Raw genomic sequence first — 17,178 nt, 5'->3', positions numbered from 1 at the left:
TCTTTCATGACCGCGCAAGTTAATATTGGTATTATTGGTGCCGGGGCCGTTTCTGATTTTCATCATGTTCCCGGAATCGAAATCGATCCTCGTGCGCGGCTGGTCGCTGTTTGTGACCCCAACGAGGCTCTGCTTCAGCAGCGGCAATCTGAGTGGCCAGTTCACAAATCGTATTCGGACTACGCCGAGTTAGCCGCCGATCAAGATGTCGATGCGGTCATCATCGCGACTCCGAATTTCACGCACTTGCCCATCGCCCTCAAATGCATCGAAGAGGGAAAACATGTGATGTGTGAAAAACCGCTGGGGCTGAACTTTGCAGAATCCGCAAAGATGTACCGAGCGGCACGCGATAAGAAGGTGCGCCATATGACGGCGTTTACATACCGCTTTGCACCTTCAATGCGATATGTCAAACATCTATTATCAACAGGAGATCTGGGGGAACCTCGACATTTCCGCAGTCAACGTTTTCTCGAATGGCCAGAGACAAGCTGGGGCTGGCGACAAGTTAAAGAGTTGGCGGGAGCGGGCGACCTGTTCGACATGACGATCCACCGCATCGATTTTGCACAGGATATGCTCGGCCCAATACAGTCAATTTGCGGAGCGGTTCAACAGTTCGTCAATCGAGACAAACAGGCCGATGGCACTCCGTGTGATCCCTCCGAAGTGGATGACTGGTCTTCGCTGATTGGTCGCTTTGCTTCGGGAGCTGTCGGGGTGTGGGAAGGAAGCACCCTGATGAAGGGTTACCATAACGACGGTGTCGGTTACGAATGGGCCGAGGTCAACGGAAGTGAAGCCTCCGCAGTGTATAAACTGACGGACCCCAATCACTACTGGATCGGACGACCGGGTGGAAATCTGGAGCAAATACCGGTACCGGATGACTTCCTCGTTTATCCCGGTTCACCACGCGACCCGAAGGTAGGGAAACCCAGTACCGTCTTCCGGTATGACTTGATCAGCGAGTTTGTGGCGGCCATCGTGGAAGAGCGCGATGCAATCCCCGGATTCGACCACGGAGCGCTGGCACAAGCTGTCGCCGATGCCGTACTCGTCTCGTCCGAAGAAGGACGCTGGATAAATATCGACTCCGATCTCGACGCCGAATAAGAGCAAACAACCGAATTCAACCCGTTAGATGCTGTCCAGGATAAGTGTGGCGGCTATCGGTCCCGAAAAGCCCTTACAAACAGCAGGCGACGCCGCCAGAACACGCTACGGTTATCTGGAATGCGCTCTAGCGATTCGCAGTGGCTCGCAACTGATTTTGCAGTTTGCTCGACAACTGATTCAGGCCGATTCCCGCCCGCTGCAGCTGGCGGAGAATTCGTTCATTCAGCGGTGTGTTAATCGTGGTTTGAGGATCGGGATCACCTTGGAAGCCCATCAAGTCTGCATGCCAATCCTGAACAGCTGCTTGCGCGACTGGCTCCGGCAAACCGTATAATGCGGTGTCGATTTCATCTCGAACTGCACGCTGAGAAAGCTCTGTCTCGCCGTACATACTGGCGATACCGTTCAGCATCTGTTCCAGACGCGAAGAATTGATCGTCTGATCCTGCGGTTTCCCGTTCGACCATTCTCGGGCCACTTTTTCCATCAGGCTGGGCACGCCACTACTCAGATGAGAAAGTAACTCGGTTCGGTCCTCAGGAGCGGTATGTTCGACGGCAGTAATCATTTGCGATTTGAGCTGATCCGACACTAGATTCGCAGGCAGATTGCGCACGAATATCAGAAGGGGATCCGCTTGATTGTTATTGATATTGGTGCTGGGCGATTGAAAAGGGGAATCAAATGCGTCGCCAGACCCCGAATCGGAGCCAGAACTTCCTCCACTGAAAATTGATCCAAAATCAATTCCTTTAAACCCGCCAGACTCCCCGGTGTGCTCATGTCCGTCGTGAGCATGCTGTAAGTCGATGTTGTCGCTGTCGAGCTTGTGAATGTAGGGTTCCAACATTTCGGACAAACCTTCCGGCATCACTGGGTGCATGCGATCCATAATGATGGCCGCATAATAACCGGAGTGCGTTCCCATGATGAAGGTACGGCTTTCGTCGTAAATGGTAACCACGAAAAACGTGAGTACGATCGAAAACACAACCCCTTTAACAAGACCGAATAAGGCACCCAAATGGCGATCGAAGTCGTCGAACTTGGCTTTTTCCAATCCTTCTTTCAAACCTCGGGCCAGCGCGAAGGAGGCAAAGGAGAAAATGAAGTACAGAAAGAGCATGGCAACCCAACGGTCGAGCGGAGGATTCAATCCAATGTAGGGAGCCAGCAACAGGGATGCCGATTCAGCGAAGAAGAAGCAAAGCACGATCGCTGCTATCGCGGCGAGCTGCCAGACGAGCCCTTTCATCGCTCCGCGAATGATGGCGTAAATAAGAATGGCGAAAATCAACAGATCGTACCACATGGCGGACTTCCCTGTCTGAGTGGAACACTATTATCGGACCTGAAACCCTCTGATGAGGCAAACAGCCTTTGAATTGCAGCCTCAAAACAGCCACAACCGGATTTCAGGATGGTTCTAAACGCTTGAATCAAGTTATTAACAGCGACTCCATTTTTTCCGGAGACGGGTGAACCGTTCCTGGATTTGCAGCGCTGTTTTTATCTACTGGGTTGTCCGATCTGGCCCTCGATACGGAACGCTCCCCTGATTTTGAGTCGTGAAGTATAGAACAATTGGCTATTTGGGCAAAAGACCATTTTCTGCAAAACGACTCAGAATCTCGATCACATCACTGAAAAACGGTTTCAGAACAGTTTGTGACTGTCCAGAAGAATGGTGACGGGGCCGTCATTCACGAGTTCGACATCCATATGCGCCTGAAATTGGCCCGTTTCCACATCAATTCCAGTCTGCCGTGCCTGCGTCACAAATTGTTCATAAAATGATCGCCCTTTATCCGGCCCTGCCGCTGTAATGAACGACGGACGACGCCCCTTCCGGCAATCACCGAGGAGCGTGAACTGGCTCACGACTAATAAGGCGCCCCCGACTTCCTGAATATCGAGGTTCATTTTGCCATCGGCATCTTCAAACACACGGAGTCCGAGAATCTTGCGAAGTAGATAATCGATATCGGACTCGCTGTCTTCGGCCTCAACGCCCATGAGAACAAGAAACCCACGATTAATCTGGCCAGTAACCTGCCCCTCGACCGTAACGGAAGCACGGCTAACCCGCTGAACGACTGCACGCACGGTGGAACTCTTTCGTTAAAGAGGTAGGGATACATTAGGATAGAAGCTATTTAAAGAAAAGCGGCTCACGGACGCTCAAGAGCATAAGGAGCGAGATCAAGACTCGTTTCCTGATCGAGTAAAAGTTGGGACATCACGAGGGCAGTTCCCATAGAGAGCTGCAAACCATCACGAAAATGGCCGAAGGCATAATAGACATTGTCCCACTCGCTTGTTTGACCTAGAAACGGAATATTATCAGGAGACCCCGGCCTCAACCCCGCCCAGGTTCGTTCGACATCCGCACCCGAGAGCGCGGGGACTGTCTGTGCGGCGAACTCTAACAAGTTAGAGATTCCCGATACGGTGTTCGCTTTCAGGAATCCAACCTCTTCCATCGTCGCCCCAATTAAAATTCGACCATCCGGTCGCGGAACGAGATACTGCTCCCGATGTTGTAATATGCTGGTGAACGGCAAAGGTTGATGACGCAGCAGAACGATTTGACCTCGTACTGGACGAACAGGAACATTCAGCCCCAAGAGACTCCCGATCTGTTTCGACCAGGCTCCCGTGGTGAGGCAGATGCGTTCCGCCTGATATTCGGATCTCGATGTTCGAACCCCCGTAACTTTGCCTCCTACCGTTTCAAACCCCACCACTGGTTCCCCCTCGATGATTTCCACCCCGTGCCGGTGACAAAGCGCCACCAGGCCTCGCAAATGTCGGGGATTTCGTACCTGGCTCATCTCGGGAAGAAAGAGCGTATAGGGAATTTCTGGTGAAACGGCAGGGAATTGGGCTTTGCGTTCGGAGGCTGTCAGGAGGTGATATTCGGCACCTTCCTTCTGCAGTTGTAATTCGGTCTGCTGAAGTTCTGTTTCAGAATAAGCGAGTTCCAGTGCTCCGCACGGTCTAAAACCGTTATCAATACCTGTTTCGGAGCGGATTTGGGCTGACCAATCGGGCCAGAGTGGGTGACTGAGGGCCCGCAAGCGTGCCAGTGGGTCGGTTGCAATATCGAGAGACGCTGGGGGAAGCATTCCCGCCCCCGCCCAGGACGCTTCGCGGCCCACCTGGGTCTGTTCGATTAATTGTACGCGGGCGCCCTGCTCGGCGAGTTTCCAGGCGATCGACAATCCGATCACTCCGCCCCCCACGACAATCACATCACTCATGCCACACCTGAAATCAAAGTTCGAAGAACGACTGCCGATCGAAGAAACAACGATTTCCTTCGTACTCGGTTGCAGAATTCATTCTAGGGAATATGGATGGAAGCGTGAATGAGGCCGATGGATTTTACCAGATTTGAGAGAGTTCGGAGCATCCTTAAAAGCACAACTCAGCGGGCTCGATCTTGGAGTTCAATCACCAGATTTCGCTCAATTGCATCCATGTTCGGAACACCCACTTGAGTAAACGCAGCGTTAATATCGACACCCGCGCGAACCGCCGCAACGACGGCGTCAAGTTTTTTCGGTTCCATATATCGACTCAATTTCTCTACAAGGGCAAATCCATACAGATCAAGTTCCGCCGGAGTGAAGAATCCGTCGGTAAAAAGTTCTCCATTTTTCGAACGACGTTCCGCGATTTTCTTGATTGATCCGACTAAACGCGAGTTCAGACTCCGAGCCCAGACATTTTTTTGATCAATTGTGTTGTCTTCGAGAACAATTCTTTGCGACATTCCACTTCGGAACCAGTCGGGGAATTTAACTCCTCCTCGACTGAGAAATGCCTCCGTCACGAGATGTTGTAATTGAAATTGCATTCCCGGAGTTCCGCCAGTCGGCTGATCACCTGAGTCCATCAATTCCACAAAAGCCGTTGCATTCGCTGGTGTCACCTGAACGATCCCAGCCGGATAGTTTTCTAGTTCACCTTTTTTCATATAAGTGAAGAACTCACCATGCAAAAACCGATCGGCTGTTATGAAGACCGCCAGTCGCCCCTTCCATGCTGGTTTTTCTGAATCATTAAACCGGGTTTGCAGAGATGAGTATGATTGTTCCGCCCATTTTCCAGCTTGTTGCAATCTTTCTTCTGGAACGTTGCCAAGGATCAGGAAGTGATCCGTTTCCACTACTGTCGGTTCATTACCTGAACCGATCCGTTTCCAGATTTGCAAAGACTCATCAAGGCGATGCTTGCGAAATTCTTCTTCAGGCATTTTCTCAAATCGCTGCCGCGCCAGTTCGGCTTCATCAGGAAGCAGGGATGTCAGAGGTTCTGACGGTTCATCGCCGTCATACTTAATTCCTTCTTCAATCCATTTCTTCAGATCTTCGTAATTCTTACGCGTCAGTCTCGCCTCGTTATTCGGCATCCGTGGGAGTTCCAAACCACCCGTCAAACGAAAGAGACGCGAGCTATCCAAGTCTCCGGGAACGAGAACTTCACCACTCTCGCCCCCTTTCAGTAGTTTTTCAAACGTGGACATCGACAAACCACCGCGTGACTGTTGATCGTTGTGACAGTTCATACAAAGACGAGCGAAGAATGGCGCGATATCTTTTTTGAAAGAGACCGTCTCGTTACCCGTCGGACGGGCAACTTGCAGTTTTTCCATCGAGCTTTCAGTCTTCTCTTCCTCGACTTTAAATTGATCGATTTCGGCGCCTTGCAGAATCCAGTCGTTAAGAACGACTAGTTGCTCCCGATCCAGAGGATCAGCATCTTTGGGCATTCGCCGTTCGCCCGTGGCGATCAATCGCTGCATAATCAGACTATTCTTCGGGTTCTTCGGTTCGAGAATCCGGCCACCCTTGCCCCCCTTCCGCATGCCAGCGAGGGTATCCAGCTGAAGTCCGCCAGCCGCTTGGTCATCGTGGCAGGAAAAGCAGTTTTCCTGCAAAATGGGAATAATGTGACGCGAGAAAGAAACCTTGGAATTGCGGTTTTTACGTTCCGGCATTTGTCCTTTGGGCTCATTGCTGTCCGTGAGATCCGCCCGACGTTCTTCCATCAACTCCAATAGTGCCTTATAGGTTCGATCCTCAGGGGCGACCTTATATTTCGTTTTCCACGCTTCGAGCTGTTGCGTTGCCTCATCCAATAGTTGAGTCGCCTGGGCGATGTCTTTACGCTTCGCAAAGCGGGACGATTTCAATAACGCCTGACGGATGGGTCTGAGCGCAGTTTCTTTCTCACCTGCGAACAGGCTGGATGAGATTCCAATGCCGGAATAAAGACTGACCGCTAACATCACCAGCAGAATCATCAATCGAGGTCGAAAAACGTGCGTCCCGTTCATAAAAGTTCCTAGTCGAGATGTTTTCGAAGTGATTTCGCTTTTCAGCATTGAGGGTCCACATTGTGAGTCAGCAATGTGGATTTGTTCGATTCAGAGAGAGAACTCTGAGTTTCCGGCACTAATTTCGGGCATTGAGGTCTCCCCGAAAGGGGTGTCCCAATTATACTATAGCAGGAAGGAATGAAAACCCGGCGATGATTCCCCACCCCTCGTCTTTCTACACTTCATACAACCTTCCAACTTAATATCTTCTGACCTCCGTGGAGAATGCCTCTCCACGTTAACACGATCTGGCCCTGATATGCCTGCTCTTTCTACTGAACTCGCGTATAAACTGGAACAATTGCTCGACCTCCTGCGTAATTACGGTCGCGTGGCAGTTGCGTTTTCGGCGGGGGTCGACAGCACCGTCGTCGCCAAAGCAGCTCAGCTCGCCTGTGGAGATCAAGCGGTCGGCGTAACTTCGTCCTCGTTGTCGCTGGCCAGTGGAGAACTCGAAGAAGCCAAACGGTTGGCCGAGTTGATTGGTATACGACATCAAGTCATTACGACGGACGAATTTGAAAATCCTGATTACTTGAAGAACCAATCGAATCGCTGCTATTTCTGTAAAACAGAGCTGTACACTCAGCTGGTAGGGCGTCAACAGGAACTGAAGGTTGATGTCATCGTGAACGGTGCAAATCTTGACGACCAGGGGGATCATCGCCCCGGTATGCAGGCAGCAAAGGAACATGAAATTCGTAGTCCGCTGCTGGAAATCGGAATCAATAAGCAGGAAGTCCGCGAACTGGCCCATTACTGGGAACTTCCTGTCTGGGACAAACCAGCCACCCCCTGCCTTTCCAGCCGAATTGCCTACGGTGTCTCGGTCACCCCGGAACGAGTCCAAAGAGTAGATGCCGCCGAGCAATTTCTCAAAACAGAATTGAACCTGCGTGAACTACGGGTTCGTCACGAAGCAAACCAACTTGCCCGGATTGAAGTCCCGTTGGAAGCAATGACCAGACTCCTTGAACCGACGACACGCGAGCAAATCAGTCGGAAATTTCATGAGCTGGGTTTTGAATACATTACGATCGATCTCGAAGGTTTTCGATCTGGCAGCATGAATGCGATCGTTCCCTTAGAGCAGTTACAGATTGCGGCCGGCAATGCGAATTAAGTCTTTTCGGATTATACGCTTTGCTGATTAAATGCTTTGCTGATCATTCCAAAACAAAAAAAGCCTCTCGGAAACTCCTGTTTCCGAGAGGCTTTTTGATTGATCTTCCAATAATGACAGATCCGGTTTAGGCGATGCCTGGTACGGGGAAGTCCGCAGTGAACTCCTGAATTTCTGTACGAACCTGATTGATATTCTTTTCATCGTCAGCGGCATCCAGAACCTGCAGAATCCAGGCTCCGACTTTCCGCATTTCGTCTTCTTTCATGCCACGGGTTGTCAAAGCGGCAGTACCAATACGAATTCCACTTGGATCAAGCGGTTTTCGCTTGTCGTAAGGAATCATGTTTTTGTTAACGGTGATACTCGCTTTATCGAGAGCTTCTTCGGCGATTTTACCAGTCAAGCCTATGGTCGTAACATCTGCCAGCATCAGGTGGTTGTCTGTTCCACCGCTCGCGAGCTCGATGCCACCAGCAACTAATGTCTCGGCGAGTACTTTGGCGTTGTTGATGATCTGCTGTCCGTATTGTTTGAAGGAAGGCTGCATCGCTTCTTCAAAACAGATCGCTTTGCCGGCGATCATGTGCATTAATGGACCACCTTGCAAACCGGGGAAGACAGTTTTGTCGATAGCCTTGCCCAGTTCTGCATTGGTAAGCACAAAACCACTTCGCGGACCTCGCAAGGTTTTATGCGAAGTCGAAGTAACAATGTCGGCGACTTCAACCGGGTTATTGTGCAGCCCTGCTGCAACCAATCCGGCATAATGCGCCATGTCGACCATTAGTTTGGCACCGACCTCTTTGGCGATCTCGGCGAATTTAGGATGGTCGATCTCGCGAGGATAAGCAGATGCCCCCGCAATGATCAGCTTCGGTTGATGCTCTCTAGCCAGCTTGGCAACCTGATCAAAGTCGATCCGATGATCTGATTCGCGCACACCATAATGAACAGCGTTGTAGAGCTTACCGGAAAAGTTCAGCCCCATACCGTGCGTCAAATGGCCTCCATGAGAGAGATCCATCGCCAGAAAGGTGTCGCCCGGTTTCAGTAATGTCATAAAGACGGCCATGTTCGCCTGAGAACCGGCGTGAGGTTGCACGTTGGCATGTTCGGCTCCGAACAATTTGCAGGCCCGATCGCGCGCCAACGTTTCGACATCGTCAACGAACTCGCAACCTCCGTAATAACGGCGACCTGGATATCCTTCAGCGTACTTGTTCGTCAGAATCGTTCCGGCCGCTTGCATCACTGCGGCACTTGTATAGTTTTCGGAAGCGATCAATTCCAGACCCTCTTTCTGTCTGGTGGCCTCATGACTGATGGCCGCCCAGATAGCGGGGTCTTGTGACTGTAATACCGATTGGGTCGTATCCTGAGCAGACGACATGCGCCAACTTCTCCTGCAATTACGTGGTCAGAAAAAAAGGAAACCTGTTTCTGGTTTGCGTCGGTTAAGCCGGCAGAGACGAGGCTGAGCAAATCATCTCTCTAATCATTTCTCGAAGCGGCCTCTACCTGCCTGATCCTAGCGATTTTTGAGTCAGAATTGTAGCGGGGCATGCTCTCAATTCCGGGTTTTGAGAATTGCCAGCTACGCCAGCAGGCCCCCTCTTCCCAGATTGGACACTTAACCACAGATTCCTCCACACTACACGTCTCTTTTCCTACGAGGAGTGTTCGGAAAATTCCTTTCTGAGCGTAAAAATGGTAAACTACGTTATCTGGAAACTACCTGACGTGCGGGACCTCTGCGATTTTGACCGAATTGCCGGCCGCGTCTACTCTCTCAAACGATGAATCCATGTCCGAACCAGAGCATCCCAGCCCAGAGCCGCTCACTCCTGAGCATTTTAGTGACGCGGAAATTCCCCTGCCGGAATCGTCGCCACCGCTGCAGGGGGAACGCATCGCCTTCACGGGAACACTGGCGTCGATGACTCACCAGCAGGCGTTCGAGATGACGGAGCAACAGGGAGGAACGGCGACCCAACACCTGGGACGCCAGAACACGATGTTAGTTGTTGGAGAAGAGGGCTGGCCACTCGAAGAAGATGGACAACCCTCGGTCAAGATACAAGAGGCAGCAGATCTACTTCACATCGGACATCCCCTGCGAATTCTGCAGGAATCGGAATGGTTGCAACTGATCGAGCTACAGGAACCAGATCAGGAATCGCACAAACTTTATACGCCCGCCATGCTGCACAAAGCATTAGATGTCTCTGTTAATCAAATCCGGGCTTGGGAACGCCGCGGTCTCATCAAGGCGGTTAAGAAAGTCTATCGGCTTCCTTATTTTGATTTCCAGCAGGTCGCCGGTGTCCGACGTTTGTTGTTACTTCTCAACTCCGGTATTTCACCTACACAGATCGAATCGGGTCTGCGGAAGCTCGAAAGCATTTTCCCGAATGTGGATCGGCCCCTCGCCCAGCTGGAACTGCTCGTTCACGATCATCACCTGCTGTTACGAGATGGCATTGGACTACTCGAACCTGCCAGCGGGCAACGATTCTTTGAATTCAACCCCTCAGACGAGGATTCGGCTACCGAAGACGACGAATCGACCATCACCTTTCCCACAGAATCGGATCAGGACAAGTTCTCCTCCGATAATCCCGATGTTCTCTTTCAGGAATCTTGTCGGGCATTGGATTCAAACCAACTTGACCAAGCACTCTGGGGATTTCGACAGGCGATTCAGCTTGTTCCAACGAAGGCGGAATTCCATTTTCATCTGGCAGAGACGTTGTATCGCCAGAACAATTTAGCCGGTGCGATCGAACGATATCACACCACCGTGGAGCATGACCCTTATTATCTGGAAGCGTGGACCCAGTTGGGCTGTTTATACGCGGAACAAAACAGGCATCCCGAAGCGACGCGTTATTTCCAAGCCGCCTTGGCGCTGCATCCCGATTACCCCGATGCCATCTATCATCTGGCCGAAGTTCTGCAACAACTCGGGCGTCATTCGGAAGCAGCATCGCACTGGCAGACGTATCTCCATCTCGACAGCCGGGGCCCCTGGGCCGAAAATGCCCGACAGTCGTTGCAACAATGGGAAGAACAGATCAAAGGAGAATGATCGAATTCTCTGCTATTGAAGACGTTCCTAAATTTGGATTGAAGATTCATTCATAGATGGATTTATCGGTGGGCCCAGTTATCATAAAGGCACATGTCAGCAGGCTCTCGCTCTCTAGAGCGCAAGACAGTTCACGCTGGCGGCTCCGAGTTTCACTCCAGTTTAAAGCAGAATGAATCCTCGGACTCGCAATACCACCACGATTACCCTGGATAAGATTTGATAAAGGGAAGTTACTATGCGCTGGAAGGGACGACGCGGCAGCAGTAATGTGGAAGACCGTCGAGGTCAACGGACTCGAGGCCCCGTCTTTGCCGGAGGGGGCGTGTTGGGAATTGCAATCATCATCATCTATCTTTTGATGGGTGGCGATCCACAACAATTGATGCAACAGCAGGCCAACAATCCGCAGGCTCCTGGAGCGGGTGCTAATCAGATCGATCCAGAAGAAGATCGACTGGCTCAATTCGTCTCCGTCGTTTTAGCCGATACCGAAGAAGTCTGGGCCGATCTGTTCTCTCAGATGGGCAGTAATTACCGCGACCCCAAACTCGTCCTTTTCCGTGAACGCGTGCAGTCCGCTTGTGGATTTCAGCAGGCAGCCACAGGCCCCTTCTACTGCCCCGCAGACCAGCAAGTTTATATCGATCTCAGCTTTTATGAAGAGATGGAACGCCGTTTAAACGCCCCCGGTGACTTTGCACAAGCTTACGTCATCGCCCATGAAGTGGGGCATCATGTCCAGAATCTGCTGGGCATCAGCAATCGAGTCCACCGACTGCAACAGCAGGCTGGCGAAGAACAGGCGAACGAACTTTCCGTCCGATTGGAATTACAGGCCGATTTTCTCGCCGGAGTCTGGGCCCATCATGCTCAGCAGAACTGGCAGATTCTCGAAGAGGGGGATATTGAAGAAGCGCTCACAGCTGCTTCCGCCATCGGCGACGACCGGCTGCAAATGCAAGGTCGCGGGTACGTAGTCCCCGAGTCCTTCACGCACGGCACCTCCGAACAAAGAACCCGCTGGTTTCTCAAAGGCTTAAAGTCGGGCGATATCAAAGCAGGTGACACATTCGAATTGGATTATGATGAGCTCTGACATTGTTGAATTCAACACCATCTCTTAATTAATATCACCACACGTCTACTTGTGCTGCCAATCCAGCTAACTCATTTACGATACATTTCCAAGCGAAAAGTTCGCCGATGAACCAGATTTCTCAGCCTCAGGGATGCCTCGTCGCTTTACTTGATTTCGTCGGATTCAGACTTAATCGATCTGATAGTAATGAAGAAACAGCAGGAAAGAAGCTTACGTATTCGCTGAAAGACAGTTTACATACTCCGGCGGAACTCTCATTTCACCATTGCCTCGTTTCCGCAATTGGAGATGACTATTTTCTGGCAACGAAAGTACGTTGGATTGACATTTTTCAGCCCACCAACGACGAAGAGTACATCACTAAAAGGAATAAAATAGATCGTAAGCATGTCGATTTTTTATTGTGCTCTCCCCAAACTATGAAGCCACAACTTATTATTGAACTTGATGATTCCTCACATCGAACCAACAAGAAGACGATCGAACGCGATGATTTTTTGAAAGAGATATGCGAGTCGACTGGAATTGCTCTCTTACGAGTGCGAGCAGCAAAGAGCTACTCTATTTCTGAGCTTCGCAATATCATTTTAGTTCACATTAATGGCCAATCACACTCGATTGTAGAAAATTCGACTCCACAAACTACCGAAAGGACTGCAACACCTCTCTGTCCCAAATGCCAGTCCCATATGAAATTGAGGACGGCATCTCGTGGTGAGAAGAAGGGTCAAAAATTCTGGGGATGCGATAATTACCCGTCCTGTAAGGGTGTAATGCCAGCGTTATAATGGCCTTACATTATTCTCACACCACCAACGGTCCCTGCCCTAGGATTTCCTGAATCAGATTATCGTGGGGATAGGGGTGTCCTTTGTACTGGCGAAAGCCTTCGCCGTATTGGGCTTTGATCTGGGAACCTCGGGTTTCGCTCCAGCGGAGGCTGCTTTCCAGGTACTCGTCCATGCCATGCTGTTTGCGAAGCCAGGCCCGCTGGCTTTCGTGGCAGGCGAGCATTTTCTGTTTGAGTTCAAATTGACGGCTGACATCGATGATAAACTCGGGGTCGATCGGATTGTCGTAGTAGTCGACACCTCCCACTGGATCGACAAAATAAAGATACGGGATTTGACTCATCGGAAGAGCCGGACTTTCCGCCTGGGTGTCGTAATTTGGGACGGCCGCGTTGAAGCAGGCGTCGCGGACCAGACGACTGGTCATTTCGTGGTCGCTCATGTAGTCGACTGGCGGAGCGGTGATGACAATGTCAGGTTGAACTTGTCGCAGTTCTTCCGTCACGCGGCGGCGACTTTCATTATCGTGAACAATTTGCAGGTCCAGAAAATGAAGACAATCGTAACTGGCTCCCATCAAATCGGCGGCCGCCTGGGCCTCCTGCAGGCGTTTGCGGGCGATGTGTTCGGCCGACATTTCCGCACTACCGCAATCTCCCGCAGTCATGGTTCTCAGGTGGATCTCGCAGCCCGCTTCCTGAAGTCGGATCAAAGTTCCAGCGCACAAAATCTCAATATCGTCAGGATGAGCATGAATAGCCAGAATTCGAGGTGTTTTTGAGCTGTGAGACATTGAAATATGTTCTCTTTCCAGTTTTGATAGAAGAGTCAGCGGAAACAGGAAATCAGTGGGTCGTTCCGGCAAAAAGCAGGGAACATTTAAACACTATCCGAAAACTGAGTTCAGACCGGTTCTACCCGTCCCGAAGAAGGCATCTGCCCACCGGAAGACGCCGAACCAAACTGAGGGAATGACATGGTACGGGGAAGGCGGTAAGTCGCTAAGATAAATGACATTCCCGCAAAAAGAAACAGTCTCCTCTCAGAATGTCTTTCCAACCTCTTCCCTGCCCCAACGTGACACGAAGCGGTCACGGCAAGAATTAGCAATGGCCGACTGCCATCAACGATTATTCGGAAGTCGACCGGCGAACTGACAACCGTCCACCGAATCATACCGTGTGGTCAAAGAATCTTAACAAGCCAGTAGTAAGTTGCTCTCTGTGCTCGTCACAGAAACCAGAAATTCAATCAGGAACAGAAAACAGATGTCTCAATCGACGATCCCGACCTCGGATTCTTCTCAAACAGCTCCGCAACCGCGGCGGATTCATCACACCAAGATGCCCACCTTGGCGTTTGAACTATCGGAAGAAGTGGATCGTTATGTGGCTGGTCAGATTGCCACCTTGATCCGCGAAAAAAAGGGGGCCGGTCAAAACGCCGTTCTGGGTCTCGCGACCGGTTCGACCCCGATTGGTGTCTACCGCGAGCTTATTCGTCTGCACGAAGAAGAAGGTCTCGACTTTACCAACGTACTGACTTTCAACCTCGATGAATACTGGCCAATGGAACCAGATTCGATCCACAGCTATAACCGCTTCATGTGGGAAAACCTGTTCCATCACATCAACATCCCCAAAGAGAACGTTCACATTCCCGATGGAACGGTTCCCCTGGCAAAGGTCGAAGCCTGGTGTGACGATTACGAACGCAAAATTCAGGAAGCGGGTGGGCTCGATATCCAACTGCTCGGGATCGGTCGAACCGGGCACATCGGTTTCAATGAACCAGGTAGCTCTCGGAACTCAACAACTCGCCTGGTAGCCCTCGATCCTAAAACCCGTAAAGATGCCGCCGGCGAATTCTACGGTGAGGAAAATGTGCCGATGCAGGCTGTCACGATGGGTGTTAACACCATCATGAACGCCCGGCAGATCATTATGCTGGCTCTCGGAGAACACAAATCCAAGATTACTCGGATTGCCGTTGAAGACGAAGTCACTGACCAGGTTCCTTCGACCTTCCTGCAGAAACATCCGAATTCGATGTTTGTCATCGACTCCGCCGCAGCCAGCCAGCTGACCGCTGTCCGCATTCCGTGGATGGCCGGACTTGTCGAATGGACACCGCTGCTGGTTAAGAAAGCCGTCATCTGGTTGTCGCAACGGGTTAAAAAACCATTGCTGAAACTGGAAGAAGCGGACTTCATGGAGAATCACCTGATTAACCTGCTGCGAGCATGCAACAAATCGTGTGAAGAGATCGTCCATGAAGTCTTCCTCGACATGCAAAGCGGCATCTGCAATAAACCGGGTGGCGACAAACCGATCACGGCGATCTGCTTCAGCCCGCACCCGGACGATGACGTCATCTCCATGGGTGGTACGTTGATCACTCTGGCCGATCAAGGTCATGACATGCACATCGCTTACATGACCAGCGGAAATATCGCCGTCTTCGACGAAGATGCCAGCCGACACACCAAGTTTGTGAATCAATTCCTGGAACTGTTCAAACTCGATTCAGGCGAAACTGCTCAACTCTACAAAAAGCTGATGAGTGACCTCGAAGAGAAAATTGCTGGCGAACCTGACTCTCCCGAGATTCAATCTATAAAAGGGTTGATTCGTAAAACCGAAGCGGCTGCCGGAGCAATTCAGGCAGGAGTTCCGGAATCAAAACTGCACTTCCTCGACATGCCTTTCTATCAGACGGGGGATGTGAAAAAGAATCCTATTGGAGAAGCCGATGTCGAGATCGTCGCGAACCTGCTCCGTGAACTGAAACCGGATCAGATTTACGTCGCTGGCGATCTGTCCGACCCACACGGAACTCACCGTGTCTGTGCTCAGGCGATTATCAAAGCCCTCGATGTCGTTAAAGCGGAAGGCATCGAAACCGAAGTCTGGTTGTACCGAGGTGCCTGGGAAGAATACGAACCGCACGAAATCGAACGGGCTGTTCCACTTTCACCAGCCGTCGTTCATCGCAAACGAACGGCAATCTTCGCTCACGAATCACAGAAAGATCAGGCTCTCTTCCCAGGTAGCGACGCACGCGAGTTCTGGGTCCGCGCCGAAGACCGCACCACATCCACGGCACGCGTGTATGACGAACTTGGCCTCCCCGAGTTCTACGCCCTGGAAGGCTTCGTCCAATACCGCGGACAGTTGTAAAAGAGTAACTGCTAACGGAAAAACACAAGTGTGGCCCGCTAAGGTCGCTTCGATAAACCGTCTTTGATATAAAAGGTTCAGCAAATTTGCTGAACCTTTTTTTTGCGCACTTCATTTTCCCTTCGCTGGAATCACCTCTATGAAAATTACTCGTATTACGACCTACCCTGTCCGTGTTCCTTTGAAACCGGAATTCAAAATGATCTCGGCGCTCGGTCAATACGAAGTCTCTGAATACGTCATCGTCCGAGTTGAAACCGATGCCGATATCGATGGCGTGGGCGAAGCGAGTATCACCGCCTGCTGGAGTGGAGAAACGGTCTGGGGAACCGCGGCTATTATCGAGAACATGTTCGCTCCAGCATTGATCGGACACGATCCCTACGACATCGAAGGGCTCGACAAAATCATGGACCAGATCGCCTATGGTAACTGGTTCGCCAAGTGTGCGATTGAAAATGCCTGCTGGGATATTCAAGGCAAAGATCAGGGAAAGCCTGTTTACGAATTAATCGGCGGTGCCGCCCGGTCACTCAAGATTCCCTGTCGGTTCTCTATGGGTGCTTACGATCCGGAGCGGGCATTCAATCGAGCCAAGGAACTCGTTGCACTAGGATTCACCACGATCAAAGTCAAAGTCGGTACGAATCTTGAAAAAGATATCGAACGCATCAAGACAGTCCGGGAAGCAATTGGCCCTGACCTCGAAATGGTGATGGACGCCAACTGTGGATTCGATGGTCCCACGGCTATCAAAATGGCGGAGGCGGTCGACGACTGCAATGTCGCTCTCTTTGAGCAGCCAACCACTCGAGGAGATTTCAAAGCACTTGCCGATGTTCGCAAAGCAATCAAACCGGAGGTGATGGCAGACGACATCTGCTTCGATCTGGCCGACGCGCGTGAGTGTCTACGTCACGAAGCATGCGACGTTATCAGCGTGTACCCTGGCAAAAACGGCGGCCTGCGGAAATCCTTAGAAATCGTCAAACTGGCCGAAGAACATGGCGTCGCCTGCAGCATCGGTTCCAACCTGGAGTGGGATATCGCCTCGGCTCCGATGTGTCATCTGGTCGTCGGTGCCGCCAACATGAACGTCGAAAAATATCCGGGCGACATCATGGGCCCCGCTTACCACCAAGTCCGCTTGGTCGAGGACCCACTCGTGATCGACTTCCCCACCATCTCGATCACTGACAAACCCGGTATGGGCGTCACACCCGACTGGACCTTGATCGAAGAATATACGATGAAGAATCTGCTAGGCGGAGCAACAATGGGGCTGTATTGATAAGAAGCTAGCAGGTAGATTGGGAATAGGTCGTTTTTGAAAGTGACATCAAACAAACACTTTGTATCTCATTCCTATCATTGATTTTATCGA

13 protein-coding genes are annotated in these 17,178 nt (G+C 51.1%); 7 read left to right on the top strand and 6 right to left on the bottom strand.

From position 1 onward, the window contains the following. Positions 1-6: 6 nt before the first annotated feature. Positions 7-1,119: a Gfo/Idh/MocA family protein gene (locus Pla110_RS07005; protein ID WP_144994595.1), complete on the top strand. Its 1,113-nt coding sequence runs from the start codon at positions 7-9 to the stop codon at positions 1,117-1,119. A gap of 127 nt (positions 1,120-1,246) precedes the next feature. On the opposite strand, the gene Pla110_RS07000 is transcribed toward Pla110_RS07005, so the two are convergent. The 4 genes from Pla110_RS07000 to Pla110_RS06985 form a co-directional block, all read right to left on the bottom strand. Then, positions 1,247-2,434, bottom strand: coding sequence for a CvpA family protein (locus Pla110_RS07000; protein ID WP_144994594.1), 1,188 nt, complete (start codon positions 2,432-2,434; stop codon positions 1,247-1,249). A 344-nt stretch (positions 2,435-2,778) separates the two neighbouring features. Next, positions 2,779-3,228 (bottom strand): D-aminoacyl-tRNA deacylase, encoded by a 450-nt coding sequence (dtd, locus tag Pla110_RS06995; RefSeq protein WP_144994593.1) that lies wholly within the window; start codon positions 3,226-3,228, stop codon positions 2,779-2,781. Positions 3,229-3,293: 65 nt separating this feature from the next. Continuing rightward, positions 3,294-4,385: a glycine oxidase ThiO gene (gene thiO / locus Pla110_RS06990; RefSeq protein ID WP_144994591.1), complete on the bottom strand. Its 1,092-nt coding sequence runs from the start codon at positions 4,383-4,385 to the stop codon at positions 3,294-3,296. A gap of 167 nt (positions 4,386-4,552) precedes the next feature. Further along, positions 4,553-6,466: a c-type cytochrome domain-containing protein gene (locus tag Pla110_RS06985; protein ID WP_197440558.1), complete on the bottom strand. Its 1,914-nt coding sequence runs from the start codon at positions 6,464-6,466 to the stop codon at positions 4,553-4,555. Between the two features lie 301 nt (positions 6,467-6,767). Here Pla110_RS06985 and larE point away from each other — a divergent pair, with 301 nt between their 5' ends. Further along, positions 6,768-7,631, top strand: a complete 864-nt coding sequence (larE, locus tag Pla110_RS06980; RefSeq protein ID WP_144994587.1) for an ATP-dependent sacrificial sulfur transferase LarE — start codon at positions 6,768-6,770, stop codon at positions 7,629-7,631. Between the two features lie 127 nt (positions 7,632-7,758). Here the strand turns inward: larE and glyA are convergent, their stop codons facing one another. Beyond that, entirely contained in the window at positions 7,759-9,024 is a 1,266-nt protein-coding gene (gene glyA / locus Pla110_RS06975) for a serine hydroxymethyltransferase (protein ID WP_144994585.1), read from the bottom strand. Positions 9,025-9,438: 414 nt separating this feature from the next. Between glyA and Pla110_RS06970 the strand changes: the two genes are divergently transcribed. From Pla110_RS06970 to Pla110_RS06960, 3 genes are all read left to right on the top strand, one after another. Beyond that, the gene (locus Pla110_RS06970; RefSeq protein WP_144994583.1) at positions 9,439-10,722 is read left to right on the top strand and encodes a tetratricopeptide repeat protein; all 1,284 of its coding nucleotides are present in this window, start codon (positions 9,439-9,441) and stop codon (positions 10,720-10,722) included. A 238-nt stretch (positions 10,723-10,960) separates the two neighbouring features. Then, complete coding sequence (ypfJ, locus tag Pla110_RS06965; RefSeq protein ID WP_144994581.1) at positions 10,961-11,821, top strand: KPN_02809 family neutral zinc metallopeptidase; 861 nt, start codon at positions 10,961-10,963, stop codon at positions 11,819-11,821. 107 nt (positions 11,822-11,928) lie between these two features. Continuing rightward, a complete protein-coding gene (locus tag Pla110_RS06960; protein ID WP_144999620.1) occupies positions 11,929-12,612 on the top strand; it encodes a DUF2726 domain-containing protein in 684 nt (227 codons plus the stop codon). Positions 12,613-12,628: 16 nt separating this feature from the next. Here the strand turns inward: Pla110_RS06960 and Pla110_RS06955 are convergent, their stop codons facing one another. Then, positions 12,629-13,408, bottom strand: coding sequence for a PIG-L deacetylase family protein (locus tag Pla110_RS06955; protein WP_144994579.1), 780 nt, complete (start codon positions 13,406-13,408; stop codon positions 12,629-12,631). A gap of 475 nt (positions 13,409-13,883) precedes the next feature. On the opposite strand from Pla110_RS06955, the gene nagB reads away from it, so the two are divergent. Continuing rightward, positions 13,884-15,794, top strand: a complete 1,911-nt coding sequence (nagB, locus tag Pla110_RS06950) for a glucosamine-6-phosphate deaminase (RefSeq protein ID WP_144994577.1) — start codon at positions 13,884-13,886, stop codon at positions 15,792-15,794. A 139-nt stretch (positions 15,795-15,933) separates the two neighbouring features. Beyond that, positions 15,934-17,085, top strand: coding sequence for a mandelate racemase/muconate lactonizing enzyme family protein (locus tag Pla110_RS06945; RefSeq protein ID WP_144994575.1), 1,152 nt, complete (start codon positions 15,934-15,936; stop codon positions 17,083-17,085). Positions 17,086-17,178 lie beyond the last annotated feature (93 nt).

Origin of the sequence: Polystyrenella longa (assembly GCF_007750395.1) — a bacterium.
Lineage (GTDB): Bacteria > Planctomycetota > Planctomycetia > Planctomycetales > Planctomycetaceae > Polystyrenella > Polystyrenella longa.
The sequence above is the reverse complement of the archived record's forward strand: the minus strand, read 5'-3'. Positions and strand labels throughout refer to the sequence as shown.